Annotated in this window: 23 protein-coding genes and 2 pseudogenes; 8 read left to right on the plus strand and 17 right to left on the minus strand. The window is 51.4% G+C overall.

What is annotated here, in order from left to right:
- Positions 1-34 precede the first annotated feature (34 nt).
- Positions 35-610: a nitrate reductase molybdenum cofactor assembly chaperone gene (narJ, locus tag JCR24_RS03820; RefSeq protein WP_014195921.1), complete on the plus strand. Its 576-nt coding sequence runs from the start codon at positions 35-37 to the stop codon at positions 608-610.
- On the plus strand, positions 586-1,290 hold the full coding sequence (narI, locus tag JCR24_RS03825; protein ID WP_023634577.1) for a respiratory nitrate reductase subunit gamma: 705 nt from the start codon (positions 586-588) through the stop codon (positions 1,288-1,290). Before narJ ends, narI begins: the two co-directional genes overlap by 25 nt.
- 219 nt (positions 1,291-1,509) lie before the next feature.
- Here narI and JCR24_RS03830 read toward each other — a convergent pair whose 3' ends face one another.
- The 5 genes and pseudogenes from JCR24_RS03830 to JCR24_RS03850 form a co-directional block, all read right to left on the minus strand.
- On the minus strand, positions 1,510-2,037 hold the full coding sequence (locus JCR24_RS03830) for a hemerythrin domain-containing protein (RefSeq protein ID WP_020278823.1): 528 nt from the start codon (positions 2,035-2,037) through the stop codon (positions 1,510-1,512).
- Positions 2,038-2,147: 110 nt separating this feature from the next.
- Positions 2,148-2,249, minus strand: a pseudogene (locus JCR24_RS03835) (pyruvate synthase alpha chain); the annotation flags it as partial.
- A gap of 171 nt (positions 2,250-2,420) precedes the next feature.
- On the minus strand, positions 2,421-3,215 hold the full coding sequence (locus JCR24_RS03840; RefSeq protein ID WP_238980113.1) for a uroporphyrinogen-III synthase: 795 nt from the start codon (positions 3,213-3,215) through the stop codon (positions 2,421-2,423).
- A gap of 208 nt (positions 3,216-3,423) precedes the next feature.
- Positions 3,424-3,669 carry a hypothetical protein gene (locus tag JCR24_RS03845; protein ID WP_013145247.1) on the minus strand — a complete coding sequence of 82 codons (246 nt, stop codon included), beginning with the start codon at positions 3,667-3,669 and terminating at the stop codon, positions 3,424-3,426.
- Positions 3,670-3,828: 159 nt separating this feature from the next.
- Positions 3,829-6,195: an immune inhibitor A domain-containing protein gene (locus JCR24_RS03850; RefSeq protein WP_238980114.1), complete on the minus strand. Its 2,367-nt coding sequence runs from the start codon at positions 6,193-6,195 to the stop codon at positions 3,829-3,831.
- A gap of 269 nt (positions 6,196-6,464) precedes the next feature.
- On the opposite strand from JCR24_RS03850, the gene JCR24_RS03855 reads away from it, so the two are divergent.
- Positions 6,465-7,769, plus strand: a complete 1,305-nt coding sequence (locus JCR24_RS03855; RefSeq protein ID WP_014195931.1) for an ATP-binding protein — start codon at positions 6,465-6,467, stop codon at positions 7,767-7,769.
- Positions 7,770-8,032: 263 nt separating this feature from the next.
- Positions 8,033-8,782: a type I methionyl aminopeptidase gene (map, locus tag JCR24_RS03860; protein ID WP_014195932.1), complete on the plus strand. Its 750-nt coding sequence runs from the start codon at positions 8,033-8,035 to the stop codon at positions 8,780-8,782.
- A gap of 126 nt (positions 8,783-8,908) precedes the next feature.
- Here map and JCR24_RS03865 read toward each other — a convergent pair whose 3' ends face one another.
- On the minus strand, positions 8,909-9,310 hold the full coding sequence (locus JCR24_RS03865; RefSeq protein ID WP_014195933.1) for a secondary thiamine-phosphate synthase enzyme YjbQ: 402 nt from the start codon (positions 9,308-9,310) through the stop codon (positions 8,909-8,911).
- Between the two features lie 90 nt (positions 9,311-9,400).
- Between JCR24_RS03865 and JCR24_RS03870 the strand changes: the two genes are divergently transcribed.
- Positions 9,401-10,408: an MBL fold metallo-hydrolase gene (locus JCR24_RS03870; RefSeq protein ID WP_238980115.1), complete on the plus strand. Its 1,008-nt coding sequence runs from the start codon at positions 9,401-9,403 to the stop codon at positions 10,406-10,408.
- A gap of 43 nt (positions 10,409-10,451) precedes the next feature.
- On the opposite strand, the gene JCR24_RS03875 is transcribed toward JCR24_RS03870, so the two are convergent.
- From JCR24_RS03875 to JCR24_RS03905, 7 genes and pseudogenes are all read right to left on the minus strand, one after another.
- Positions 10,452-11,300 (minus strand): TIGR03943 family putative permease subunit, encoded by an 849-nt coding sequence (locus JCR24_RS03875; RefSeq protein WP_068895112.1) that lies wholly within the window; start codon positions 11,298-11,300, stop codon positions 10,452-10,454.
- A 15-nt stretch (positions 11,301-11,315) separates the two neighbouring features.
- Positions 11,316-12,182: a permease gene (locus JCR24_RS03880; protein ID WP_238980116.1), complete on the minus strand. Its 867-nt coding sequence runs from the start codon at positions 12,180-12,182 to the stop codon at positions 11,316-11,318.
- Between the two features lie 132 nt (positions 12,183-12,314).
- Positions 12,315-14,187: pseudogene (locus JCR24_RS03885) on the minus strand (PTS fructose transporter subunit IIABC).
- Between the two features lie 26 nt (positions 14,188-14,213).
- Complete coding sequence (gene pfkB, locus JCR24_RS03890; protein ID WP_014195938.1) at positions 14,214-15,125, minus strand: 1-phosphofructokinase; 912 nt, start codon at positions 15,123-15,125, stop codon at positions 14,214-14,216.
- Entirely contained in the window at positions 15,122-15,874 is a 753-nt protein-coding gene (locus tag JCR24_RS03895; RefSeq protein ID WP_069304263.1) for a DeoR/GlpR family DNA-binding transcription regulator, read from the minus strand. Before JCR24_RS03895 ends, pfkB begins: the two co-directional genes overlap by 4 nt.
- Before the next feature lie 335 nt (positions 15,875-16,209).
- The gene (locus JCR24_RS03900; protein WP_370643306.1) at positions 16,210-17,976 is read right to left on the minus strand and encodes a bifunctional diguanylate cyclase/phosphohydrolase; all 1,767 of its coding nucleotides are present in this window, start codon (positions 17,974-17,976) and stop codon (positions 16,210-16,212) included.
- Between the two features lie 257 nt (positions 17,977-18,233).
- The gene (locus tag JCR24_RS03905) at positions 18,234-18,830 is read right to left on the minus strand and encodes a DUF5317 domain-containing protein (protein ID WP_015374932.1); all 597 of its coding nucleotides are present in this window, start codon (positions 18,828-18,830) and stop codon (positions 18,234-18,236) included.
- 785 nt (positions 18,831-19,615) lie between these two features.
- Here JCR24_RS03905 and JCR24_RS03910 point away from each other — a divergent pair.
- Both JCR24_RS03910 and JCR24_RS03915 read left to right on the plus strand, forming a co-directional pair.
- Positions 19,616-19,897 carry an AbrB/MazE/SpoVT family DNA-binding domain-containing protein gene (locus JCR24_RS03910; RefSeq protein WP_014195946.1) on the plus strand — a complete coding sequence of 94 codons (282 nt, stop codon included), beginning with the start codon at positions 19,616-19,618 and terminating at the stop codon, positions 19,895-19,897.
- 20 nt (positions 19,898-19,917) lie between these two features.
- Positions 19,918-20,340, plus strand: a complete 423-nt coding sequence (locus JCR24_RS03915; protein WP_014195947.1) for a type II toxin-antitoxin system death-on-curing family toxin — start codon at positions 19,918-19,920, stop codon at positions 20,338-20,340.
- Positions 20,341-20,829: 489 nt separating this feature from the next.
- Here JCR24_RS03915 and JCR24_RS03920 read toward each other — a convergent pair whose 3' ends face one another.
- From JCR24_RS03920 to JCR24_RS03930, 3 genes are read right to left on the minus strand one after another with little or no spacing between them, the layout of a single operon-like run.
- Entirely contained in the window at positions 20,830-20,976 is a 147-nt protein-coding gene (locus JCR24_RS03920; protein ID WP_014195950.1) for a FeoB-associated Cys-rich membrane protein, read from the minus strand.
- 15 nt (positions 20,977-20,991) lie between these two features.
- Entirely contained in the window at positions 20,992-22,986 is a 1,995-nt protein-coding gene (gene feoB, locus JCR24_RS03925) for a ferrous iron transport protein B (protein WP_083227511.1), read from the minus strand.
- Positions 22,986-23,207 carry a FeoA family protein gene (locus tag JCR24_RS03930; protein ID WP_069304266.1) on the minus strand — a complete coding sequence of 74 codons (222 nt, stop codon included), beginning with the start codon at positions 23,205-23,207 and terminating at the stop codon, positions 22,986-22,988. Before JCR24_RS03930 ends, feoB begins: the two co-directional genes overlap by 1 nt.
- A 226-nt stretch (positions 23,208-23,433) precedes the next feature.
- Between JCR24_RS03930 and JCR24_RS03935 the strand changes: the two genes are divergently transcribed.
- A complete protein-coding gene (locus JCR24_RS03935) occupies positions 23,434-24,390 on the plus strand; it encodes a bile acid:sodium symporter family protein (RefSeq protein ID WP_020279325.1) in 957 nt (318 codons plus the stop codon).
- 138 nt (positions 24,391-24,528) lie between these two features.
- Here JCR24_RS03935 and JCR24_RS03940 read toward each other — a convergent pair whose 3' ends face one another.
- On the minus strand, positions 24,529-25,455 hold the full coding sequence (locus JCR24_RS03940) for an endonuclease I family protein (RefSeq protein ID WP_069304267.1): 927 nt from the start codon (positions 25,453-25,455) through the stop codon (positions 24,529-24,531).
- Positions 25,456-25,469 lie beyond the last annotated feature (14 nt).

Consider the following 25,469-nt stretch of genomic DNA (forward strand, 5'->3'; position numbering starts at 1 on the left):
CCGCCCCCTTCAACAATGAAATGGAGGATTTACGATGAACAGCGAACAACAACAAACGGTCTTTCTATGTGTATCGTATTTGTTGTCTTACCCGGACGAACAGTGGGCCGAATCGCTTCCTGACTGCCTAGACGCCATCCGCTCGCTTGACGATGAAACCGTCCGCGCGCCGCTTTTGGCAGTGGCCGAACAGCTCGCGGTCACCCCGGCTCGAGAGCGGATGGAGCAATATGTCGAAACATTTGATTTCGGCAAAAAAACGAATTTGTACTTGACGTATATGACAAACGGCGAGCAGCGGGAGCGCGGAATCGAACTCGTCGCCTTAAAAGCGCGCTACGAGGCGGCCGGATTCGCCGTCTCCGATCACGAGCTGCCCGACTACTTGCCGCTCATGCTTGAATGGATGGCCTATGCAGATCAAGAGCATACGACCGCCTTGCTCGCCGATTATGCCGGCCATATCCGCGAAATCGGCGACCGGCTGGCAGCGGCAGGCAGCCCGTATGCACAGCTGTTTGACGCGCTCAATCACACATTCACTCAACTCGGCGTGACGCCGCTCCCGAAAGGAGGTGCAACGGCATGGCCAGCCAATTTCTCTGGGTGATTGTTCCGTATTTGGCGCTTGTCCTATTTGTCGCCGGCCATATTTGGCGCTACCAGCGCGACCAGTTTGGCTGGACATCCAAATCAAGCGAACTGCTCGAAAAACGGCAGTTGCGCCTTGGAAGCCTTCTCTTTCACTGGGGCATTTTGTTCGTGTTTGTCGGCCACGTGATGGGCATTCTCATTCCCGAGCCGTTTTACGAGGCGCTTGGCGTGACAGAAGAGATGTACCACGCCCTCGCCTTGGCAGGCGGCATTCCGGCCGGCTTGGCGGCCTTCGTTGGTTTCGTGATCCTTTTTCGCCGCCGCTTGACGGTCAAGCGCGTACGGACGACAAGCAGCACCGGCGACTGGGTCGCGCTCGGATTTTTGCTTGTCGTGATCGCCAGCGGGTTGTCGTCGACGTTTCTGAACATCGATTCGCACGGGTTTGATTACCGGACGACAATCGGCCCGTGGTTTCGCGGCCTTCTTACGTTCCGTCCGAACCCAGCTTATATGGAAGCGGTGCCGCTTTGGTTTCAGATTCATATTCTCGCTGCATTCGGTTTGTTCGCCGTCTGGCCGTTCACCCGTCTCGTTCACGTATTCAGCTTCCCGCTCCGCTACTTGCAGCGCAGCTACGTCGTCTATCGAAAGCGAATGCCAAAACAAGCAGAGCCGGTCAACCGCGCCAAGTAAGCGAGCGGCGGGCGTCACATCAGGAACCCTAAACTGAACAGGCGGAGGGGGCAAACCGATTGCCTAACAGCCGGCCTGTCAACTTTAACGGCGGCGGGAACGAAACAACGTGCGCTTCCGCATACCCTAACGATCATGCATAACAACCGGCCAACAAATGAACCAATAATAAAAAACAGGATGCCCGTCGTTTGGGGCATCCTGTTTTCCATTTGTTACTTAGTTAATGCGCGCAAACAGCTCCTCTTTCTCCGCATCGGACAACAACCGCTCGGCCATCGGGAAGAGCACGTTCTCCTCTTTCATGAAGTGCTCATCCAAAATATGATACGCCTCAATCACCGCGCCGGCAAGCGTCAACGCCTGTCTGCTGTCGATGTTCTCCGGCAGCTGGGCGGTCTTTTCTAAAAACATGGAAAGGCGCGTTTTCGCCTGTTCGTGTTCGTATTCCATAACGGCGATAGGGCCGGTCGTCCGCCCGATGTACCGAGCCATCATTGGGAACAATACGCCTTCTTCCCGCTCCGAATGCGGATCTAAGGCGGCGACGAACGATTCAACTTTTTCTCTCAAATCAGCGAGCGGCTCACGCCAGTTGCGGTCATTTTCCCCGCGGCCGATCGCCTCCGCTGCGGCAAGCAGCTGCTCCATTTGGGCGCGCAGCGGGCCGTGTTCTTGTTTTAATTGCGCCAGACCGGCGCATAATTTCACCCCTTCAGGGCCGCCCATATGGCAAAATGAATGCATCATCAATTCCTCCTTTTTATGATCCGTCCGTTGTTTCCATTATACTGTGTGCAGCATCTCCATCGTTGTGAGTCATATCACACCGCCGACAGGCAAGCGCAAAAAAACAGCACGCGCGCCCCCATGAGCGACGCGCCGTAGCAAATCCCCGCCGAACCGTGCTCGCCATCTGCTGGAATGAGCTTCGTTTCATGCTCGCCCCGCCCTTTCATATGAAAAATACATACCCAGTTTTATTATAAGCGGAAAATGTTCGAAAAACTGTGACAAAAAATAAACAGTTTAGCATTTTTGATGAAACACATAATATAAAACATTTAACAAAAAGATGATCTCTTATATAGCAGGTTGGACAATTGATATAAAACAACCCTCAACAGGGCTTATTGTTGAAAATAACGGGCAAGCGTCACAATCATCGCTCCCATCCGCTCATGTTCCGGGGCGATGACGCGATCGACTCCCTCTTCTTCCAATGCTTCTTTTGTCACTTTGCCAACGGCGCAGGCCACGACATCGGTGCGAAACGCGTCAAGCAGCGGTGCGATCTCTTTTTTCTCGCGGGCGAACGAAAAGAAAAAGCGGACTTGCATCGCCGATGTAAAACAGACGGCATCGACCTCACAACCGACAACTTCATTGTATAGCGTCTCAAGCGTCTTCTCATCCGGAGCGACATGCCGGTATGGAAGTAGTTCCGTATAGGACGCGCCACGCTCAAGGAAAAATTGCCGAAGCCTTGGCGCAGTGTCGCCATACAGCTGTACAACAACGTTTTTTTCCGCAAAGTCGTGCCCATAAAGAGCAGCAATCAACCCTTTCGTCGTCCCGTCCTCGCTTACTGCCACCGGAGTGACGCCGATTTGTTTCAACGCCGCCACCGTTTTATAGCCGCGGGCAGCCACGTTCGCTTCCTTGATCGTTCGATGCCATTGGGCAGCCATTCCCTCCCGGTCGGCCGCTTCCAACAGCGCCTCAAAGCCGATTCCCGTCGTAAATACGATCCAGTCCGGCCGCATGGCGATGACGGTTCGCATTTCCTCTCCCAGTTCGCTTCCCTTTGAAAAGACGGTCCCTTGCGCCGGACGAATGATGGCCGTTCCTCCTTGCTTTTCAATAAGCGTTGTCATTTCGTCCAGTTTGCGTGACGCGCACAAGGCAATCCGTTTGCCATGCATGTCCCTTCCCCCTTATGGTCAGTCGTTCGTCCTTTCCATTCTAAAAGATGGTCTTTGCCTATGCAACAAAAACCATTCCGCTCCCTGGCACATCGCAACGCGAATGCCGCCTTCATTGGGTATAGCGCCCAGCGCAACAGAACAGACCGCAGGCAGAAACAGCCGACCACCATCAAAAAACACGCGCCCAAAGACGCGTGCCCTCCGTTCAACGAGTATGTACCATGGCCTCTTCTCCCCGACGGTCAAAGGAACCGATGATGCGCGTCGGCTCGACGGAAATGATCCGGTCCAACGGAATGTTCATCAGCCGCATTTGACGGTTGTAAACGAACAATTTGCGGGTGTCCTGATACAGCTTAACCGGCAGCACGACCACTTCCCCTTGATAGGTTTTTACACGCACCGGCTGCTTCTCGGCAATCCACGCCGACAGCTGTTCATACCATTCCATTCTGTTTGTTCCCCCTTCTCATCCAATCCTACTTATGATTATAAACGGAAAAAGCGGAAAAAAGGGGGAAAGAAAAATCAACAAATTCGACGAAGGGATGACAAACCGTGTCGACAAATGCTCGGCGCACGGAAATGTTCCGTGCGCCTTTGGAGGTTGTCAGCGGTAGATCAACACGCGCGCTGCCGTGCGGTCAGCGCTTTCACCGATGACGCGGATTTTTAGGCCATAGTTGGGCACGTTCCGGCCGGCGTCGACGGCCCCTTTATTGTCATACGACCGGCTGTCGTCAAACACCGGCGTCGGCGATGTATCGTTGTCGATCAGCTGTGAGCCATTGATTGCCACGCGGAATGGGGCTCCTTTTTGCAGGCTGAACGCCGCATCGTGCACTTGATAGCGAGTCGACGCTGTCGTATTGCCCGACCATTTTAACGTATGCTGGTCGGCATCCACAACGCCAAGAAACCCTTCGCCCGGATGGACGCCCGTCCAGTTGTTGTCATAGCCTTCATCCACATACCAGACGACAAGCCCTGGATCGTACGAAAGAAGCCGGTCGCCGCGCAAAATATGGGCGAGCCCTTCATCGACGCCGCGGTGGTTGCGCCATTCAAGCAAATAATAATGCTTCGAGCGCGCGATGCCGTCGCTTTTCGCAAAACCGTCCAACGCGAAAGCGCTGTCGCCCTCTGCATCGTCTGTGAGCGCGATTGTTCCATCTGCCGTCACTTGAATGTTGTCAACATACCAGCCAGCTTCCGACACCGCCACATCGGTGATGTAATGGAAGCGAAGGTCAATCGTTTGTCCTGCATAGGCCGACAAGTCAAATTCCGCCTTCACCCAGCCGTTTGACGTACCGGTAATGCCGTTGCCCGGGTTTTGCCCGTACGGATTGTCGGGCGTCGTAATGTTTCCTTGAATTGTTGTCCATTCGTTGCTGCCATGCGGTTTTACTTCTACCGCCCCATAATCCCAGTCTTTCTCAATCGCATACCATGTATCAAATGCCAGCGTCGCCTTGGACGCTCTCGTCAAATCGATCGTCGTTGACATCGTATGATCTAAGTTGTTTCCACTGCCGGAGAAATAGGCATACGCACCGCTTGGCGGGGTCGTGATGACCGTTTCTTTGTCCGGCAAGTTGATGCGCACGGCATCGTTGTTCGTCCCTTTCGTGTTCGCTTCATCGAGCACGACTTCAACACCGTTTGGCGTTACTTCGTTCCACTCAACGGTCGTTCCGCTCAGCCAGTTGCTGCCCGGCATGGTCGACTGCAAAAACTGTTTCGCCCAGGCGCTGAAGCCGGTCGGCTCGGTGCCCGGAATGCGTCCCGCCCAACTTCCGCTTGACATAATCGACCAATAGGCAACTGGCTCGCCCAGACCGGAGTAAATCGTATCGTATTCATCCGGCAGCCCTAAATCGTGGCCGTATTCGTGAGCAAACACTCCTGCCGCCCCGTCAGCCGGCTCAATCGTATAATCGTAAGCCGCCAGTTGGCCGCGCCAATACGGCACATCCGTCGTCGTATTCGGAATGCGGTACACCGATCCTAAGTTCCAGCGGTGCGACCAAATGGCATCGCCGCCGAGCGAACCGCCGCCCGATTCTTCTCCGACGCTGGAGTGAATGATCATTAAATGGTCAATCAAACCGTCCGGTTCGCGATAATTGCCGTCGCCGTCTAAATCGTAGCGATCCTCTTGGTCAAACTCACGCAAATCAATGGTCGGATCCTGGGCGGCTGCCGCCAGCGCTTCGCGCACAAGCGCCCGTGGATTGACGTCATTGCCATCCGGCGCCGGTACATTTCCGCCATAGTATTTAGCCGGATACTTCGCCTGATACCAGCCTGCCACTTTTCCTTCAATGGAATAGCTGCCGCCTGATTGCTCTTCATAATATTTTTTTACTGAGATAAGCTTCTCGCCATTCGGTCCATCGTAATAGCCGTCATCGCCGCCGAAAATCATATCTTCATAATGTTCGCGTGTATAATCTTTATAATACATATCCGTTTCAGTTGGCTGAATGTTGTTATGCGGAAAGTCCGGATACTCGATGAGCAAAACGAGTACACGGTCGACCCGCTTGCCGCCGTTCCATGGCTCCGGCTTGACGGATGGCACGGAAGCCGTTTTCGATTGTCCGAGCTTTTTCCCTTTCCCGTTCAGCACGCCATTTGTCTGCTGTCCGTCCTGCATCGCCTCGACGCGCTTTGCCTCTTTATCGTATAATTCTCCTTTTCCCCGCGGCATATGAATCGCCTTTTGCCGCAAATAGTCGCGCACTGCTTGTTCCACCTCAGCAGGAGTCGCATCAGCGCGAAGCTTTCCGCTCCGTTTCAACATTTCCGCCAGCTTTTCCTCATTGGCAATTCCAAAATCGACCGGTCCCCCTTGCTTCACAGCCGGAATGCCGGGGGCGTTAGCCGCTTTCGGCGCTTCCGCCGGAGATGCCCACAGCCCGATGCCGAGCGACAGCGCCGCAACAAGTGATGGAATCGACCGTTTTTTCAAAAATATCCCTCCATATCAAATAAAAGGTTGATAGAAAATATATACAATTAAAATATTATAGAATAATATAAAAAAATAAAGGGTATTTTTTATCAAGAACAAAATAGTTCTTTTTACCTATATTTGTCGAAAAAACGAGATTTATAGCAAAAAAAGGCTATCGATTTCACCTTAACATCCAGACAGTTTTCCAGTTACAATGTAATATATTCGCAGTTTTTGTAGAAATTCTGGTTATGCAGCTTGACGATGGGAAAGAAGGTGCCGCGATGCTGAATATTTTCAAAGACTTTTTGCTCAACTTGTTTTTCATCCTTCTGCCGGTGTTCCTCGTTCCCCTCTGTACGGAGCAGGAGAAGAGGCCAAAACGATTCCGCCTTTATTTGCCGACCATTTGTTACGCCGTCGTGATCATGTTATGCATCACCCTCCCGGTCGGAACAGAGAGCGATTTCATCTTCGACTTGCGGCAAATTCCTCTGTGGCTTGGCGGTTTGTACGGCGGAGCGGGGGCGGCGACGGTTTTAGCGTTTACGGCGATCGCCTACCGCTCGCTGTTCGGCGGAGCTGGCGTCTTCGTCACCGTCGTCGTTTCCATCGCCATCGCTGCAACAAGCAGTTTATTGACAAAACGGTTTGTCGAGCTGCCAACCAAACAGCGCACGCTGTTCGCTGCATCGCTCAGCTTCGGCTCTGGCCTATTGACCGTCGCCATAGCGGAGTGGATGGCTGCTGCGGTTTCTCCTCCGCCTTCCGTTGCGCTTATCTTTTTGTTTGTACAGCCCATCAGCATGCTCATCGTTTGTTCGTTTCAGGAAATGGTGCACCATAACATCGCGCTGCGCAAACGAGTGATTCGGGCCGAGAAAATGGAAGCCGTCACCCATTTAGCTGCTTCCATCTCCCATGAAATTCGCAATCCACTCACCGCGGCGCGTGGGTTTATCCAACTGATCGAAGAGCAGCCGCTCGCTGCCGACAAACGACGCCAGTATGCGCGCATCGCCATTGAGGAGCTTGACCGAGCTGAAGCGATCATCACCGATTACTTGACGTTTGCCAAGCCGGCGCCCGAGACGCCGGAAAAGCTGAACGTGAAGCTCGAGATCGAGCGAGTCATTGACATCCTCCGCCCGCTCGCCAATATGAGCTGCGTCGATATTCAAGCGACGCTTGCCCCATTTTCCGTCATCGGTGAGCGCGAAAAATTCCGTCAATGTTTGCTCAACGTAATGAAAAACGCCATCGAAGCGATGCCTAACGGCGGGACGTTGCAAGTATACGTCTCCATTGACAACGGACGTGTGCTCATCCGCATCGCTGATACCGGCGTTGGCATGACGAAAGAACAGCTCGAACGGCTTGGCGAACCGTATTTTACGACGAAAGGCGTCAAAGGCACGGGGCTCGGAATGATGGTCGTCTACCGCATCATTGAATCGATGAACGGAACGATTCGCATCGAAAGCGAAATACATAAAGGAACGACGGTGTCGATTTATTTGCCGCTCGCACCGTCTCCTTCTTCCTCAACGATTTCTGATAAAGAAAAACAGCTGTTTGCCGCCTTATGATATAGCGAAGACCAGCCGCAAGGGCTCTTGTGAACAAAGGTCAACATATCGATATCCTGTATGCCCAGCCATCAAAGGGCCCTTTCTTTTGGTCTGGGCATCTTTTCCTTTAGCCGCCCTTCGCACGGATGAGTAAACTATTTTTGGGTAAAATTCAGGAATAGATCCCCAGTTGCGAACGGATCGCCCTGGTTTAACATCACAGCGGTTTCTGCTACAATACTATCGAAGCGAAACACATCGAGGGAAAAGGAGACAGTTGCATGATTCACGTCAAAACGGAACGGGAAATTCAATTGATGCGCGAGGCGGGGAAGCTGCTCGCCGCCTGTCATCAAGAGATCGCCAAACGCATCGGACCGGGCGTCACAACGATGGAAATCGACCGGTTCGTTGAAACGTTTTTGGCTAAATACGGCGCCAAACCGGAACAAAAAGGATACCGCGGCTATCCGTATGCGACATGCGCTTCCATTAACGATGAAATTTGCCACGGGTTTCCGCGCAATGAGCCGCTGAAAGAAGGCGATATCGTCACGATCGATTTTGTCGTCAATTTGCGCGGAGCGCTCGCCGATTCCGCCTGGACGTACGCCATCGGCGACGTCGGCAAAGACGTGGAAAAGCTGCTTAACGTCACCGAGCAGTCGCTCTATAAAGGAATCGAGCAAGCCGTTCTCGGCAATCGGATCGGCGACATCGGCCACGCCATTCAAACGTACGTCGAAGCGCACGGCTTTTCCGTCGTACGCGATTTCACCGGACACGGCATCGGCCCGACGATTCACGAAGAGCCGTATGTCCCCCACTTCGGCGAAAAAGGAAAAGGGATGCGTTTAAAGGAGGGGATGGTCATCACGATCGAACCGATGGTCAACATGGGGGCATGGCAAAGCAAAATGGATCCGAACGGCTGGACGGCGCGAACGATCGACGGCTCGTATTCAGCGCAATATGAACATACGATCGCCATTACAAAAAACGGGCCGCTCATTTTAACGACGCCGGCGTAACGGTAACCCCCGGACAAAACACTTTGTCCGGGGGTTATCCATAATTCGCCCAAACTTCTTGCTAACCTATCTATCGTCTCTCCGCCTTATTCTTTTTCTTTTGTTTACATAATAAAATTATGGTTACTAACCTTCGATCACCTTCACATACAACGTCCGCTGGCGCGGCCCATCGTATTCACAAAAATACACACCTTGCCAGCGTCCAAGCAGCAGCCGGCCTTCGTGAATAATGACGTGCTGCGACGCGCCAACCGTGCTCGCTTTCATATGAGCGGCCGTGTTTCCTTCCATATGGCGGTCAAGCGGATGCTCCCACGGATACGTTTCATCAAAACGGCGCATCATGTCGCGCTTGACATCTGGATCCGCGTTTTCGTTAATGGTGATGCCAGCCGTTGTATGCGGACAATAAACGACAGCGATCCCTTCCGTCACGTTAGCCTGGCGCACCGTCTCCTCGACGAATGAAGTAATGTCGATCATGTCATCCCGCTTTGCCGTGCGGATTGTAAACGAACGAAGCATACATTCCACCACCTGGGCAAACATTTTGTACTTCGCAAAAAAGGTTTGCTACTCTAAATAATATAATACAAAAAATGGAGTGAGAAATCATTGGCCAAGCGCTATGAAAACTTAGACGGCGTCTCGACGCACAAAACATGGGCCGATTTCCGCCGCTGGCAGCGGGAGCGGAAACAAAAACAAAAAGATTTGTCCTACGTCGTGCCGCATGTTTCACCGCCTCAATACGAGCGGCTTCAGAAGCCGAACGGACGGCCGCAGCTCTGCTGGGTCGGCCATTCGACCTTTGTCGTTCAACTTCATGGCATCACCATCGTCACCGATCCCGTCTGGGCGAATTGGATGGGCGCGGCCAAACGCTTGACGGCTCCTGGTGTTCCGCTTGACAAGATGCCGCCCGTGGACGTTGTGCTCATTTCCCACGGCCACTATGACCATTTGCATTTCGGCAGCCTCCGCCGTTTGCACGGTGACCCGCACATATTCGTGCCCGAGGGGCTCGGCCGCTTGTTCCGCCGCCGCGGCTACCGCCATGTCACCGAACTGTCATGGTGGGAAACGACCTCCTTTCACGGCGTATCGCTCACATTTGTTCCCGCCCAACATTGGACGCGGCGAACGCTTTGGGATACGAATACGTCGCACTGGGGCGGGTGGGTCATTGAAGCGGACGACGCACCGACGGTTTATTTTGCTGGCGACAGCGGCTACTTCCGCGGCTTTCGCGACATCGGCGAACGCTTTTCCATCGACTATGCGCTCTTGCCGATCGGCGCGTACGAACCGGAATGGTTCATGGGGCCGCAGCACACCACACCGGAAGAAGCGGTGCAGGCGTTTTTGGACTGCCGCGCCCGCCTGTTTGTGCCGATGCATTACGGGGCGTTCCGCCTCGCCGATGATACGCCGAAAGAAGCGCTTGACCGCCTATGGGCTGAATGGCGGCGGCGCGGATTGGAAGAGGAGCGCTTGCTTTGCTTGAAGCTCGGCGAGGTGATCGATGCCGCCCAAGCGTTGACGGCCCTTTCCCAATTCGACAATTCGTTCAGCCAAACAAGCGCAATCACCATGGTGAAACAAGCGCGGCAAAAGGAATGAGCGCAACTTTATCCAAAAGAGCAAGCCAGTCCGCGGCTCGCTCTTATTCATTGAATTGGCGGTATACGTACGGCTCCTTCGGTTTGGCCACCCTCTCCCATGACGTCACTTTTACATACGGAAGCGTCATATGAAACGGCTGGTAATACATGGTGGATAGCGTACCTTTCACATGAATCCATTCATCATTTTGAAGCGGCACCGTCTTTGGAAACTGAAGGAGCAGCCCGTACACCCCTGAATCCGCAACACAATGAATGATTCCAAAGCGAAGGAGAAACGCCTCATTGGCGCGCGTCGTTTCCTCACGGTAAACAAACCCGGTGAATTCAATGTCGCGGGCGGCGAATGCACCGGGAAACTGATAAATCGTTTCCATGGCATTTAAATAGTTTTGATCATTCAACTCCAAGCGAGCAAGACGACCGTATTTTTTCAGCTCTTTTTCCATGGCATTTTGATAATCGTCCCGCCCATAATACATGCTCGTATCCGGACGCAAAAACTGCCGCTGGGCAAACGGATCGCTGCCGTCAGCCGCCATCCCAGGAACATGAATCCCTTTCGCCTTTACGACTTCAGAATCCAGCGTCGCAACGGGAAACAAGAAGGCGGAAGCCAGCGGAAAAACAAAAATAAGGTAATTTACCACCCTCTTCCAGCGCACGGACGGCTCATGATGGTGATGGCCGCAGCACTCTTCCCCATGATCACGCGGTTCCTCGTTGCGGCTTGCCAGCACAAATTGCACGATCGTTAAAAAAGCAAACACAAACATCGCACTAAACGAAATATACGAATACCGCATATTAATGTATTTGCTCAACTCTCCAGTAATATATAAATGAAAAAACAAAAACGCAAACCCAAGCAAAATATACATGCGAATCATGCCGCCACCTCCTTGCTAGATCAATAGCGATCCGACAAACACAAACAACGTGATATAGGAAATCAGTTTCCACACAAACCGGGCGCGGAATGACTGAAACAACATGAGCGTATTTTTCACATCGAGCATCGGCCCGTAAACGAGAAACGCTGCCAGCGCGTGAAACGGAAATGTGCTTTGAAATGACGAGGCGATAAAGGCATCCGCCTCGGAACAGAGCGACAGCACGAAGGCGAGCGCCATCATGACCAAGGAGGCCGCCACTTTCCCATTGCCGATCGACACAAGCGCCGACGTTTTCACATACGTTTGCATCGCCGAAGCAATGAACGCCCCAATGATCAAATACTTCCCGGTCGCAAAAAATTCATCGATCGTATGGCGCAGGGTGCCGACCATTTTCTCTTTCCACGTACGAGGCATCATCGAGATCTCGCGCCTCTCATGGCGCAGTTCGCTTCCTGCATGCCGAATCGCGATCACCGCACCGATCGTAACGGCAACGGCGCAAGCGAACAGCGCCCGGCACAATACCATCGTCCAGCTGCTTCCGAAGGCGATATACGTCGAAAACAGCACAACCGGATTGATGACGGGCGCCGTTAACATAAACGGCACGGCCGCGTAAAGCGGCACCCCCTTGGCGACGAGACGGCGGGTGATCGGCACGATGCTGCATTCGCATGAAGGGAAAAACACCCCGATCAACGCCGCATAAACAATGGCCAAAAAGCGATTTTTCGGCACCCACCGTTGTACGGTCTCTTCACTGACAAACATTTGAATGACTCCGGAAACAAACACCCCAAGCACGACGAACGGCAACGATTCAATCAATATACTGATAAAAATCGTATTCAGCTGCAAAAACGTGTTCATCATGGGTTCTCCTCTCATTTACAACCGTTCATTTTATCATGATAAATGACCATTGTCATGAAAATTTGGTAAGAAAAATAGCAAACTCCATAACAAAAAAGGCGCTCCGCCTTTGGCGAAACGCCTCTTCTTCTATTATTCTTCCACTTCTTTTTTCCACAACCCGACCATCAATGCGGTTACGATGGAACCAATCAAAATAGCCAAGATATAAAGCCATGCACTGCCTTTGACGATCGGGATGACGAAAATCCCTCCGTGCGGCGCCGGCAGCCCGATATGGAACCACATCGTCAACGCTCCCGCAACAGCCGATCCGACGATAATCGATGGAATGACCCGCACCGGGTCAGCCGCGGCAAACGGAATCGCCCCTTCGGTAATGAACGAAGCGCCCATGATATAGCACGTTTTTCCGGCTTCCCGCTCGGCTTTCGTGAATTTCTTTTTAAAGAACGTTGTCGCCAGCGCCAATCCGAGCGGTGGCACCATCCCGCCAGCCATAATCGCCGCATGCGGCGCAAAGTTGCCAGCTTCAATCATCGCCAGCCCAAACGTATACGCCGCTTTGTTGATCGGTCCGCCCATATCGACCGCCATCATACCTCCCAACACCGCACCAAGCAGCACTAAGTTGGCTGTTCCCATGCCGGAAAGCCAATGTTTCAGTCCTTCATTCAACGCCTTGACAGGATCGATGACCACATACATCATAATGACGCCGGTGAGGAAAATGCCGAATACCGGATAGAGCAGCACCGGTTTAATCCCCTCAAGCGACTGCGGCAAGCGGCTGAACAGTTTGCGCAGCCCGACGACCAAATACCCGGCCAGAAAGCCAGCGATCAATCCGCCCAAGAAACCCGCCCCGCCGTTCGCCGCCAGAAAACCGCCGACCATCCCCGGCGCAAACCCCGGCCGGTCGGCAATGCTCATGGCGATGAATGCAGCCAGTACAGGAACCATTAACGCAAACGCATTGCCGCCGCCAATGTCCATTAACAGTTTGGCAAACGGATGATACGACGGATCTTTCGGATCAAACGCTTTAATGCCGAACGTGAAGGAAAGCGCAATCAAAATCCCGCCGCCGACGACAAACGGAAGCATATTCGATACACCGTTCATCAAATGCTTGTAAAAACCGGTGCGCGGCTTCGCCGCTCCCACGCTGCCCCGTGCCGCACCGGCTTGCCCGATAAATCGGTGCATCTTGGCGCAACGCCTGCTCGATCAGCTTCTCTGGCTCACGGATCGCCTGGGCGACCGGCACTTGAATGACATGTTTGCCGTCAAAACGGTCCATCTCGACTTGTTTATCGGCTGCGACAATGATCGCCGTTGCCTCTTCAATCTCCTTCGCCGTCAGAGCGTTTTTCACCCCATCGGAACCGTTTGTCTCGACTTTGATGGATACTCCCATTTCCGTTGCTTTCGCTTTCAGTGCATCAGCGGCCATATACGTATGAGCGATTCCTGTCGGACAAGCGGTCACCGCCAGCACTTTCCGTCGGCCGCCAGATGGGGCGCCTTGCAGAGACGGTTCTTCCCTTTTGTTCTCTTTCTCTTTGAACAAACGGAGGATCTCCTCTTCATCCGAAGCACGCTCCAACCGGGTGCGGAACGAGACATCCATCAACAGCGACGATAGTTTCGCCAACGCCTGCAAATGCGTCTGTTCCCCGCCTTCCGGGGCCGCAATCATGAAAAACAAATGGCTTGGCTGGCCGTCCAGCGACTCGTAATCAATCCCGGCGGTCGAACGGCCAAACGCCACCGCCGGGCGCTTGACCGCCGCCGTTTTGGCGTGCGGAATGGCAACGCCATCTCCAACGCCGGTCGTGCTTTGTTGTTCGCGCGCCCAAATCGCTCGTTTGAACGCCTCCACATCGCTGACCGCCCCCGCCTCGGCGAGTTTCGCGGCCAATTCATCAATCACTTCCTCTTTTGTCTTTGCCCGAAGTTCAAGAATCATCGTTTCCTTTGTTAACAAATCCGTGACGTTCATCTGTACGCCCCCCCCTTGATTTCCTCCTATAAACGCACGACGCGGACGCGGTCGACGAGCGCTTCGACTTCCTCTTTCGTGCATAAATCTTCCGAAAACGCGGTCGCGCTTCCGGCGGCGACACTGTAAGCGAACGCTTCCTCGATCGGTTTTCCGCTCGTATGGGCGGCTAAAAACCCAGCGACCATCGAATCACCCGCCCCGACCGAATTTTTCACCGTTCCTTTTGGCGCTTCGGCAAACAGCGTTGCTTCCCGGCCGAAGTAAAACGCCCCCGCGCCGCCCATCGAGACGATGAGATGCTCTACTCCTCTTTCAACCAACCGGCGGCCATAGAGGATGATGTCTTCTTTCGTCAGCACAGCGGCGCCAAACAGTTCGGCCAGCTCATGGTGGTTCGGCTTGGCAAGAAACGGCCGGCAGGCGAGCAGCGCCTCGAGCGCCGGACCGCTCGTATCGACAACAAGACGAACACGCCGTTTCACCGCTCGAGCCGCCAATCGCTCGTACATGTCCGCCGACAGCGACATCGGCGCGCTTCCGGCGAGCACAAGCACATCACCGGCCGAAAGCGCTCCGATTTTCGCTATCAATTGCGTTGCATCGTCATCGGCAATCATCGGGCCTTCACCGTTAATTTCCGTCTCCCGCCCAGCTTTCAGTTTGACGTTAATGCGCGTTTGCCCTGGGACATGAACAAAATCGCAGGCAATGCCTTCTTTCCGAAGCTCGCTTTCAATGAACCCGCCGGTGAACCCGCCGACGAATCCAAGCGCCGTGCTGTCAACATCCAAACGCTTCAACACGCGCGATACATTGATCCCTTTCCCGCCCGGAAATGTGAACGTTTTCACCGAACGATTCAGTTCACCAACATGCAGCTCATCGAGGTGAACGATATAATCAACAGATGGATTCAACGTGCATGTGTAAATCACGGAGCCACAACCTCTACTGTTGTTTTTGTTCGATACAAATCTTTCCACTCTTCATCCAATTCATCGGTGATCAACACCGCTTCATGCAAATCCGCAATTTTCGCAAACGCGCTTTCATTCAACTTCGAATGGTCAGCAAGCACATACGCGCGTTGCGCCAGCTGCATCGCCGTATATTTCACCAGCGCTTCTTCCGGATCCGGCGTCGTATAACCATAGTCGTAATGAACGCCGTTGGCGCCGATGAAGCATTGGTCAAAGCGATACTGCCGCAGCGACTCGATGGCGCCGCGCCCGATCAACGCCTTCGTTTTCGGCTTGATCATGCCGCCGATCAAATACGTCGCCACATTTTGCTCAAGCAACCGCTCGACATGCATCACGCCGTTCGTGACCACGATGACCTCTTTGTCAGCCAAATGTGGAATCATTTCCCACGTTGTCGTTCCCGCATCTAAATAAATGCAGTTTCCTTTTTGGACCAAACTGGCCGCATACGCGGCAATCCGCCGCTTTTCTTCGATATATTTCAGCGACTTTTCCGATACGCTTAACTCTTCGCGCTTCTGCTGCAACAAGGCCGCCCCGCCGTGCACACGGCGCAGTTTCTTTTCGGTTTCAAGCTGCGTCAAATCGCGGCGAATCGTCGACTCCGACGCCCCAGTCGCCTCCACGAGCTCTTGCAGCTTGATGACTCCTTTTTGCGCCAACAGGTCCAAAATGAGGCGGTGACGTTCTTCTGTCAGCACACTCCCACCTCCGATCATCGGGGATATCGCTTACAACTCTATCATATCCCAAGATAGTGAAAAAATCAATCAAAAACATTCATTTTCTATCAATATAAATCAAATAAATAATTCAATCAATCAAAATCGATCAAAATCTCATCCATAAGTAAATGTTCCTCTCTACTCCCAGCACATGAACGTCACAGCCCACCGACGCTTGATTTTTCACAGAAAGGTCCATGGGCAATGGTTTGCCCTCCACCCGGGGATTGAAAATCACCGCTTGCCGGCGCAGGATTTTCACGGAAAGCCAAAAATAAAAACACTTGCCATCGGCAAGTGCCTTCTTTCACTTAATTCAGTTGCTCCATCTCGGCAAGCGGCAAATAATGCTTCCGCACAAACGCGATAAACTTCGCCGCATAGACCGGATCAAACTGCGTTCCTGCGCAGCGCTTGATTTCCTCAAGCGCCTCTTCAAACGTTTTCGTCGGCTGGTACGGACGCTCGGTTGTCATGGCGTCAAACGAATCGATAATACACAAAATGCGGGCCAGTTTCGGGATTTCTTCCCCTTTCAGCCCGTACGGATACCCTTTCCCATCATATCGTTCGTGGTGCAGCTCGACAAGCGGAAGCAAATCATCAAACCGCTTCTCCGCCGCCACAATCTCGCGTCCCCACGTTACGTGCTTTTTAATGATCTCCCATTCATGCTTCTCCAACTTTCCCCGCTTATTTAAAATATCGCGCGGCACTTCAATTTTGCCAATGTCATGGATGAGCGCCCCTAAAATGAGCGTCTGCCGTTCATGGTCGGTCAACTCATCAAGACGACTGCCAAACTCCAACGCATATTTAAACACCCGTTTGCTATGGCGGTATGTATAGACATCTTTGGAAAGAAAAAATTTCACTTGCTGCTCGAGCGCTTCCAAATCTTGCTTAAACTTAATCTCATCCAAGCACATATTGTGCTTATCATACAGCTGCACGTTGTTTTTCCCTTGCGCCTTGGCGTAATACAGCGCTTGATCGGCGCGATGGATCAATTCCTCGCTTTCGTACATATCTTTTTCCATCTCGGCGATGCCGCACGAAAACGACAGGCAACGATACGGAATATGCTCGACGCCTTCAAAATATGTATCGTTCACTTCTTTGCGCAACCGGTTTAAAAACGCGTACGCGTCTTCTTTCGTCGTGTTGGGCATTAAAATGGCAAACTCTTCTCCGCCATAGCGGGCGACCGTGAAGTTCGTCCCTTCGACTGCTTTTTGCAGCAGTTTCCCGAAAAAAGTCAACAAACGATCGCCTTGCAAATGGCCGTTTCGGTCATTGTATTTTTTAAAATCGTCCAAATCCAGAAATGCCAAGGTCAACGGCTGTTTCAACAGCTTGCAGTCGGAAAACTGCTCCTTGAGCGTTTCTTTGAAAAAACCGTGGTTGTATAGGCCGGTGAGGTGATCTCTGTTGGCGCGGTTGGATACTAACTGGTATAATTCCAAAAATTTCCTAAAAACAATAGACAATATCGTTACTAAAATAATAAATAAGGACAAGCCAAAATATTTCTCTTCCGACAATAAAATGGCTAAAACCATTGAAAGAAGCAATGTTACTGAATAACCAACACACGCCTCTTTTAAGACGCCTAACTCTAGAGCACCTTTAAATATTTGTCCAATGAAATAGAAGAAAAGAAAAATCAATAATACATTAATACTAAAATAAACTAGCAAACTAATCAAATAAGGAAGTAAATGATGGACATTTATCTTCCCAATATTCCCATCGAAGAATAAAAATGAGTAATAAGCACCTGATATCATCAAACAATACATTGAGAAATTAAATAAATGTCTCCATGCAGACATTCGTTGATTACGATACAATTCTATCAAACTAAAAATAAAAAGAACCTGTAACGTAAAGTTCAATCCATATAAAAACAGGGTAGCCAAGTAAACAGCAGAATCCATTGAAAAAGAATTAGCTTTAGGGGGCAAGATAATAGGAAAAAGATTCAACAAAACGACAGAACCAGTCAATATATATACTAAAACCCAATCTTTTAAGGATTGAGAATGGATATCAACCTCTGTAGCAAATATACACATCCCTAAAAGAGAGACAACAACAGTATATAGTTTTTCTTTGTTTTTTAACCGTTCAAAAACCATACAAAATCACTCTCAGCTAAAAAATTTTAAAGAAGGAGTATCGCCTCCCTCTTTATTAGATCAACATTATTATTTTCTACTCAATGAGTTTAAACCCCGACGTCAACGCCACAATCACCGAACCAAGGATGAACAAATTGATCAATACTTGTTTTACTTTGAATTTCATGTCCTTTTCCCCCTTAAAAATTAGTTTATTGATTCGCAGGAGCGGCCGTTGTTTCTTTCTCAGCATCGTCTGCCCCATGGCGCGGTGCACTGAGCATCAGATGCTGGATGAACAAGAACGCCCCTACGTTCATCACAACGTCGCCGATGCTGATGACTTGTTGGCGCGGGTACGGCGGAGACAGCGGGATGATGTCGCCAAGAAACGGCAGAAGCGTATCCGATGTGATCGCCTGGTGCTTGCCGTACAGACCGGCTTTTAACGCTTCGATATATTCGCGGCCGAGAAATTGGGCGGCTTCGATCGATACCGGCATCCGTCCGCCGTTTACGGCCATGACGATAAAGTTAAGCAAGACGCCGGCGAAGATGACCGGAAACCCCGGCTGATGGCGGTTGAGCCACAGAAATGCGAGTCCTGTGATATAGACGAGAAGAAAAATAACGTTGCTCATTTTGGCGATCCACTCGATGCGTTCTTGAAGGAAAAAGACGATAAACTGCACCGCCAACAAGAGCGGAAACAACCAACCGCCGCGCAATTTCATGTTGGCCAACCCTTTCAGGCTTCCGCCGCGAAACCAGCCGATCAACAACGACAAAATGATTCCATCGTAAACCATAATGCTGTCCCCTTGATAAACAGAATTTTCTCTTTTTTCTAAACTACTGTCCTCACTTCTATTTTTACCGTTTTTTTCATTCCATGTAAATAGTCCGTTCGTCCTAACTACAAACAAATTTTGATGAATATCGTTTCCTTCTTTTCGTTTTCGTCATTCTTTGAAACAAGAAACGACAAAAACAGCGTCATGTATATCCATTGAATAGTGAAAAAGAACCTACCCTCAATGGAATGATCCCCCGACTGCGCAAACACTTAGCGGCAGGAGATTCTTGGGCGCGCCTGCCCACAGCCAGCAAGCCATCCTCGTTCATCTCACCGTTCCGCTTCCAAGCTTATGTGGATTGGCTTCACGCGCAAGATAATAAACGGATGGTCCGTCGCAACAATGAATATCCCTCATTCCTTCTGCAAGACAAAGATATTTGATAAACCAACTAAATCCCCCAAGCAATAATAAAGATAGCCGTCGTTGATCCGTTCCGTGACGCGGCTGTTTCATGTTCCACTGCTTGACGCTTCCGACCTCACTATGTCCGGCATGGCATAACACACAGACGGCATATCCGTACAAGCTCACTTTATGCGGCACTCCTCTTTCCCTCCTAACGACATCGATTCTAGAAATGCGGCATGCGTTTTTCTCGTTGAAAGACAAAAAGCCCTTTTTTATTATTCCGTATTGCTTTTCGGAAGATTATTGTTATAATTGTTTATACAGTAATAATTTTATGGATAAAAACGTCCTTTTTGCCCATTATATGGAAAGGAGATGAAAAAGAAATGGACGCGGAAATGTTGGGAAGCAAGAATGACAAAACGTATACACGTCGGATTAGCCAAGTCGGGAATAGTTTGTCCGTTAGCATCCCGAAAGATTTAGCCACGATGCTAAACCTAAATAAAGGCGATGAAATCGAAATATATTACGACAAGGAACGAGGGGAAATCGTGATGAAACGCGCAAACCGAATTCCAAAAGAAGTCCGTCCTGAAGTCGTGATGGCGATGAACCGCGCGATCTCCAAATATGACGAAGCGCTGCGCAACTTGAAATATAGATAAAGGAGCAACCGGAGGAAAACATGGTTTATTATTTGACAGCGGAAGAAATCATATTTATCCATTACACGGTCATGGAAATGTACGACGACGCAGAACAAGCGGGGATCCAATTCCCCGATAAATTCGCGTGGATGTTGGAAAGACCGAAAACGAAATTGTTCGGGGAGGAACAGTTCCCTTCGATTATTGAAAAGGCTTGCTGCTATTACCATTCCATCGCGACAGGTCATATTTTCCACAACGGCAATAAGCGGACGGCTTTAACCGTATTCGTCACGTTCCTTGATTTGAATGGATATGAGTTCACTATGACCAATAAAGAAGCGGAAGATTTCACGGTGTACCTTGTCGAGGATGCCAAGTTCCGGGGAAATGATTGCATCCAGCATCTTGCCCACGAATTAGAGAGTTACATCCGTCCCATCCAAAAACGAAAAGAATGAGGAAAAGAGTGAGGAAAAGAGCGGGCCAAAGCCGGGTCAAGTTCAATTATTGCGTGAAATTCCATCGCCAACACAGTAAACTTGGATGACAGGACAACAACATCGTTTTTTGCTGCTTTGTTTTTACACAACTGTGCGAACCTTGATCCAAAGCCGCCTTTTCGCTATCCTCAATTTTTAGGTATTGTCAAAAGTTTATCCTCCACACTCACGGTCTTCCCTTGAGTTTCAACGGTTGAACGAAAAAAGCTTTCTACCCCCGGTGTTTCGGCCATCATTGAGGCAACAACACCCAACAGCCAAAACAAAGGGCGGCCTGATCTTTTGTCCTCCAGAGCCCGTTGAAACGGATGGTCCGTTGAAGCAGCTTACCCATTGTATCCCCGCTTATTTTTTGGCTATCCTACAACATGGAAGCGAAAGTCTTTCGTCGGAAAATAAGAAAAACGGATTCCGATCATCGTCAGGAATCCGTTCGTCTTGAACGGGTTACCTCTCCGTCCCGCAGCTGCCTCGGCAATGGTCAGCCGCATGGCATGACGCGCACGCCCCTTTGGCGCTTTTTTTCACGTGGCGAACCAGCGTCCAGCCGGCGTAGGCAAAAATCGCTCCGCCGATCACAAGATTCGCGATCATCGATTCTCTCTCCTTTCATGAATAACCAAGCATATGCCCAAACTGATAGACGGCAAACGAAATGACATACGCAACCGTCAGCGCGCATCCGATTGACAACAGCGTCCATTTCCGCGACCCGGTTTCTTTGCGAATCGCCGCCACCGTCGCTAGACACGGCGTATAAAGCAGGACGAACACCATAAAGCTGAACGCCGACAGCGGCGTGAAATGGGAGGCGATCACCTGCTTCAGCCCGTTCTCCTCATGAACGTGGTAAATAATATTCATCGTGGACACGACGACTTCTTTCGCCAAAAAGCCGGTGATCAAAGCCGCGCCCGCCTGCCAGGCGCCAAAGCCAAGCGGGGCGAGCAACGGAGCGATGAGGCCGCCGATGGCGGCGAGAAAACTGTCATCCATGGCAACGCCGACCCCATGCGGCCCGATATACGTCAACAGCCAAATGGCGACCGAACCGCCAAAAATAAACGTGCCGGCTTTGCGAACGAACCCTTTCCCTTTCTCCCATGTGCTCCGCCATAACGTGAGCGCCTGCGGCACGCGGTATGGCGGCAGTTCAATGACAAACAGCGAACTTTCGTTTTTCAAGAGCGTCGATGAGAACAACTTGGCGAGCCCCAAAGCCACTACAATGCCAAGCACGTAAAGCGAAAAGACGACAAGCGCCTGTTCGCGGACGAAAAACGTGCCGGCAAACAAGGCGTACACCGGCAAGCGGGCGGAACACGACATAAACGGCAGCGCCAAGATCGTCAACAGCCGTTCTTTCGGCTGCTCGATCGTGCGCGCCGCCATCACCCCGGGAACGTTGCAGCCAAAGCCGATGATCATCGGGATAAACGCCTTGCCGTTTAACCCGATCGCTTCCATCATCCGGTCCATCACCATCGCCACGCGCGCCATGTACCCGGAGTCTTCGAGAAGCGAGATGAAAAAGAACAAAATGAAAATTTGCGGAACAAACACCAGAACCCCGCCGACCCCAGCGACAATCCCGTCCAAAACGAGTGCCTTGATAAACGGCGACGCCCCCGCCCAGTCGAGAAGACGGGACAGCCAATCAGTGAGCGGCCCTGAGAAGAAAGCGTCAAGCTGATCGGCAAGCGGCGTCCCAAGCCAGTTAAACGTGAGCATAAACACGAGATACATCAGCGCCAAAAAAATCGGCAGCCCGACATAACGGTTTGTCACAACCACATCGATTTTTTCCGTCCATGTCAACGGTTTGTTCTCAAGCGCGATCGCCGCAACAGCGATCGCCTCACCGATCCAGCGGTCACGCGTCTCATAAATCTGTTCGGCGACCGAAGATCCGAGCTTCTGTTCCGCCTCTGCGCGGGCTTCTAGAAGCGGAGAAAGATCCAACCGCCCGCGCAAATAGGCGGCGATGCGCTCGTTTCCTTCTAGAAATTGCAACGCCATCCAGCGCTTATCTCCCGGCATGTCATCGGGCAGTTGCTCAGCAATGCGACGGACTGCGCGTTCCACCTCAACGCCGTAATCAATAAAAATGCGGGAATGGTGTCCGTCTTTTGCCGACAAAATGGTGCGGGATAACTCCTTTGTCCCCTTTCCCGTCCGGGCGATGACCGGAACAACTGGGACGCCGAGATGGCGCGACAGCTTGGCGGCATCGATTTTGACGCCGCGCTTTTCAGCGACATCCACCATATTCAAAGCGATGATGAGCGGGCGGCCAAATTCCAATAGCTGAACCGTCAAATGCAAGTTGCGCTGAAGTTGTGACGCGTCAACGATATTGACGATCACTGAACACGGCTCGGTCAATAAGAAATCAGTCGCCACTCCTTCATCACGGGACAGCGGCTGGAGCGAGTAAATGCCGGGCAAATCGACGACCGGCACACCGTGTTGGCGAAGCACTCCTACTTTCTTCTCGACCGTTACCCCGCTCCAGTTGCCAACATATTCATAAGAGCCGGTTAAACAGTTAAACAATGACGTTTTGCCAGTATTGGGGTTGCCAAACAGCGCTACGTACGCCATCATTTCACCTCAATCGCCGACGCTTCTTTGCGCCGTAAGCCGATGGCCTGCCCATCAACTTCGATCATCACCGGTCCGCCAAACGGCATCGCGGTTTTCAGCCGCACCATTTTTCCTTCTTTGACCCCTAGATGAAGGAGGCGCTGTTTCAGTGCCTCCTGCTCGACGGCCAAATGGACGACGACCGCTGCTTCTCCTTTATGCAAATCGGTCAGCACCATCGTCTTTTCCCCCTATTTCCCTGTCTATTCTCATGTGTGTCAAGAATGATTCTTTTTCTCAATTCCTATCATAGCATAACCGAAGAAAAAGGAAGTGACTTTTTTCACAATCATTCTATATTGTCAACATTTCTTCAAAATTTGGCGATTCATTAGTTGAACTTTTCAAAAAAATGTATATAATTTCTTGTATATCTTTCCCATCTTTGTTCAAGGAGTGAGTACAGTGAATACACTAGGAAGAATAAGCAACTTTGTCGGCAATACGTTTGCGATCTGGGTGCTTTTGTTCGGAGCGCTTGCTTTTTTCGCTCCCGGCGCGTTTACGTGGATCGCCCCGTATATTGTGCCGCTTTTAGGCATCGTGATGTTTGGCATGGGATTGACGCTTTCAGCAGATGATTTCAAAGAAGTATTCAAACGTCCGCTTGATGTGTTGATCGGCGTCGTTGCCCAATTTCTGATCATGCCGCTTATCGCGTTTTTGCTCGCTTACTTTCTGCCGGTTTCGCGCGAAGTGGCGCTCGGCATTATTTTAGTCGGCTGCTGTCCGGGCGGAACGGCGTCCAACGTCATGACGTATTTGGCGAAAGGAGATACGGCTCTGTCGGTCGCCGTCACGTCTGTTTCGACGATTTTAGCGCCGATTTTGACGCCTTCGCTCATCTTGCTTTTAGCGGGAAAATGGCTGTCCGTATCGGCCGCAGCTTTGTTTTGGTCGATCGTCAAAGTCGTCCTGATTCCGATCCTTTTAGGACTCATCGCCCAGGCTCTGTTCCAAAAGCAAGTCAAAGCGTGCATCCCGGCGCTGCCGCTCGTTTCGGTCATCGCCATCGTGGCCATTGTCGCCGCCGTCGTCGGACAAAACCAAGCGGCCATTGCCAAAAGCGGACTGCTTATTTTTCTTATTGTCGTTGTTCATAACGGATTGGGCTTGCTGCTTGGGTATTGGTTTGCCAAACTGTTTCGCCTGTCACCGCCAAAACAAAAGGCGATTTCCATCGAAGTTGGCATGCAAAACTCCGGGCTTGGTGCGGCCTTAGCGACCGCCCATTTTTCGCCGCTCGCCGCTGTTCCGAGCGCCATTTTCAGCGTCTGGCACAATATTTCCGGTCCGATGGTCGCAACATACTTCCGCAAACAAGCAGATCGCCAGGCGGATGAACAAACGATTTCCGCTTAACCCCTCTCACGCTTTGCCTAGCAACAAAAAAGCTGTCTTCCGAAATGAACGATCATTTTTCGGAGACAGCTTTTCCGCTCATCTTTCTTATTCCTTGACACCCGGGACAAAAGGCAGGCACCCGCCTTTCACCTCATTTCACAGCGCCCCTTCAAACGGAAACACCATCCGCCCTGCCAGTTCAGGAAAATCAATGAACGGGTTGCGGTTGCCTTGGATGAAAAAAATCGCGCTGTTGCGATGATGTTCATACACCGTCGGTGGAAATTGTTCGTGCCAACGGACAAGGAGCGGAATATCGATTTTGCGCCGAAACGACTTTGCGATCGCCTTTGGGTAGCGAAGCAGAAAGTACAACATCGCCCTTGCCGCCGTCCCTTTGCCGTATTCCGGCTCGAAATAGCCATTATGAACGACTCCGCAACGGTTTTGGATTTGCTCGTCGGGATCTTCCGGATTGTAAAACGGGAAATCCGCGTACGGAAAATTCGACCGCATCGTATTGCACTCCGGCTGGCAAACGAATAAATGATGCAAATCGCCTTTCATCGGTTCGCGGGCGCCAAACCAAGACTGCGGCACGACATGTTCGGCATTGAATTTCCATTGCTGCTCGATCGTTTTCACCCGCTCGTGCACATCGCCGAGCCCATGCTTCATTTTTTTCAACAACTGGCGAAATTCATCGTAGCGCCGTTTCATCGTTTGGACATCTTGGACGATCAACATCTTCGGGTCTTTTCGCTCGCCGGAGTACAAGCTTCGCACCGTTCCGTCCGGCTGCAAGTCGACCCATGTGTACAAATATTCGTCCTTGCTGAAAAAATACGGCAGCCGCCGCTTATGGGTGCGCGCCACCAGTTCGTGATAGCGGACAAACAACATCAATCCATCCCCTTCAAGCGTCAGATGGCGGTAATACCGTTCGCGCGCCCGTTGGTCTTCATCCGCACGATAATACGCGTCCTCCACCGCGAGCCGCTCGTTCAACTGCTCTAGCTGGGCGGCAACATCTTCCGTTTGCCATTGGCCAAGCTCCTCAAGCCGCCGTTCCGCCTCCCCCATCGGCGCTCCCCTTT

Origin of the sequence: Geobacillus sp. YHL, assembly GCF_022341265.1 — a bacterium.
Classification (GTDB): domain Bacteria; phylum Bacillota; class Bacilli; order Bacillales; family Anoxybacillaceae; genus Geobacillus; species Geobacillus thermoleovorans.

What these genes read in the sequence shown, in the direction of transcription:
- JCR24_RS03840 (WP_238980113.1), bottom strand. Translation starts at nt 3,215, where the DNA reads ATGCATGGCAAACGGATTGCCTTGTGCGCGTCACGCAAACTGGACGAA.
- JCR24_RS03910 (WP_014195946.1), top strand. Translation starts at nt 19,616, where the DNA reads ATGGACGCGGAAATGTTGGGAAGCAAGAATGACAAAACGTATACACGT.
- JCR24_RS03855 (WP_014195931.1), top strand. Translation starts at nt 6,465, where the DNA reads ATGCTGAATATTTTCAAAGACTTTTTGCTCAACTTGTTTTTCATCCTT.
- JCR24_RS03880 (WP_238980116.1), bottom strand. Translation starts at nt 12,182, where the DNA reads ATGATGAACACGTTTTTGCAGCTGAATACGATTTTTATCAGTATATTG.
- JCR24_RS03845 (WP_013145247.1), bottom strand. Translation starts at nt 3,669, where the DNA reads ATGGAATGGTATGAACAGCTGTCGGCGTGGATTGCCGAGAAGCAGCCG.
- JCR24_RS03915 (WP_014195947.1), top strand. Translation starts at nt 19,918, where the DNA reads ATGGTTTATTATTTGACAGCGGAAGAAATCATATTTATCCATTACACG.
- JCR24_RS03830 (WP_020278823.1), bottom strand. Translation starts at nt 2,037, where the DNA reads ATGCATTCATTTTGCCATATGGGCGGCCCTGAAGGGGTGAAATTATGC.
- map (WP_014195932.1), top strand. Translation starts at nt 8,033, where the DNA reads ATGATTCACGTCAAAACGGAACGGGAAATTCAATTGATGCGCGAGGCG.
- JCR24_RS03900 (WP_370643306.1), bottom strand. Translation starts at nt 17,976, where the DNA reads ATGTGTATATTTGCTACAGAGGTTGATATCCATTCTCAATCCTTAAAA.
- narJ (WP_014195921.1), top strand. Translation starts at nt 35, where the DNA reads ATGAACAGCGAACAACAACAAACGGTCTTTCTATGTGTATCGTATTTG.
- JCR24_RS03930 (WP_069304266.1), bottom strand. Translation starts at nt 23,207, where the DNA reads ATGGTGCTGACCGATTTGCATAAAGGAGAAGCAGCGGTCGTCGTCCAT.
- JCR24_RS03875 (WP_068895112.1), bottom strand. Translation starts at nt 11,300, where the DNA reads ATGATTCGCATGTATATTTTGCTTGGGTTTGCGTTTTTGTTTTTTCAT.
- JCR24_RS03940 (WP_069304267.1), bottom strand. Translation starts at nt 25,455, where the DNA reads ATGGGGGAGGCGGAACGGCGGCTTGAGGAGCTTGGCCAATGGCAAACG.
- narI (WP_023634577.1), top strand. Translation starts at nt 586, where the DNA reads ATGGCCAGCCAATTTCTCTGGGTGATTGTTCCGTATTTGGCGCTTGTC.
- JCR24_RS03920 (WP_014195950.1), bottom strand. Translation starts at nt 20,976, where the DNA reads ATGATCGCGAATCTTGTGATCGGCGGAGCGATTTTTGCCTACGCCGGC.
- JCR24_RS03865 (WP_014195933.1), bottom strand. Translation starts at nt 9,310, where the DNA reads ATGCTTCGTTCGTTTACAATCCGCACGGCAAAGCGGGATGACATGATC.
- JCR24_RS03905 (WP_015374932.1), bottom strand. Translation starts at nt 18,830, where the DNA reads ATGGTTTACGATGGAATCATTTTGTCGTTGTTGATCGGCTGGTTTCGC.
- feoB (WP_083227511.1), bottom strand. Translation starts at nt 22,986, where the DNA reads ATGGCGTACGTAGCGCTGTTTGGCAACCCCAATACTGGCAAAACGTCA.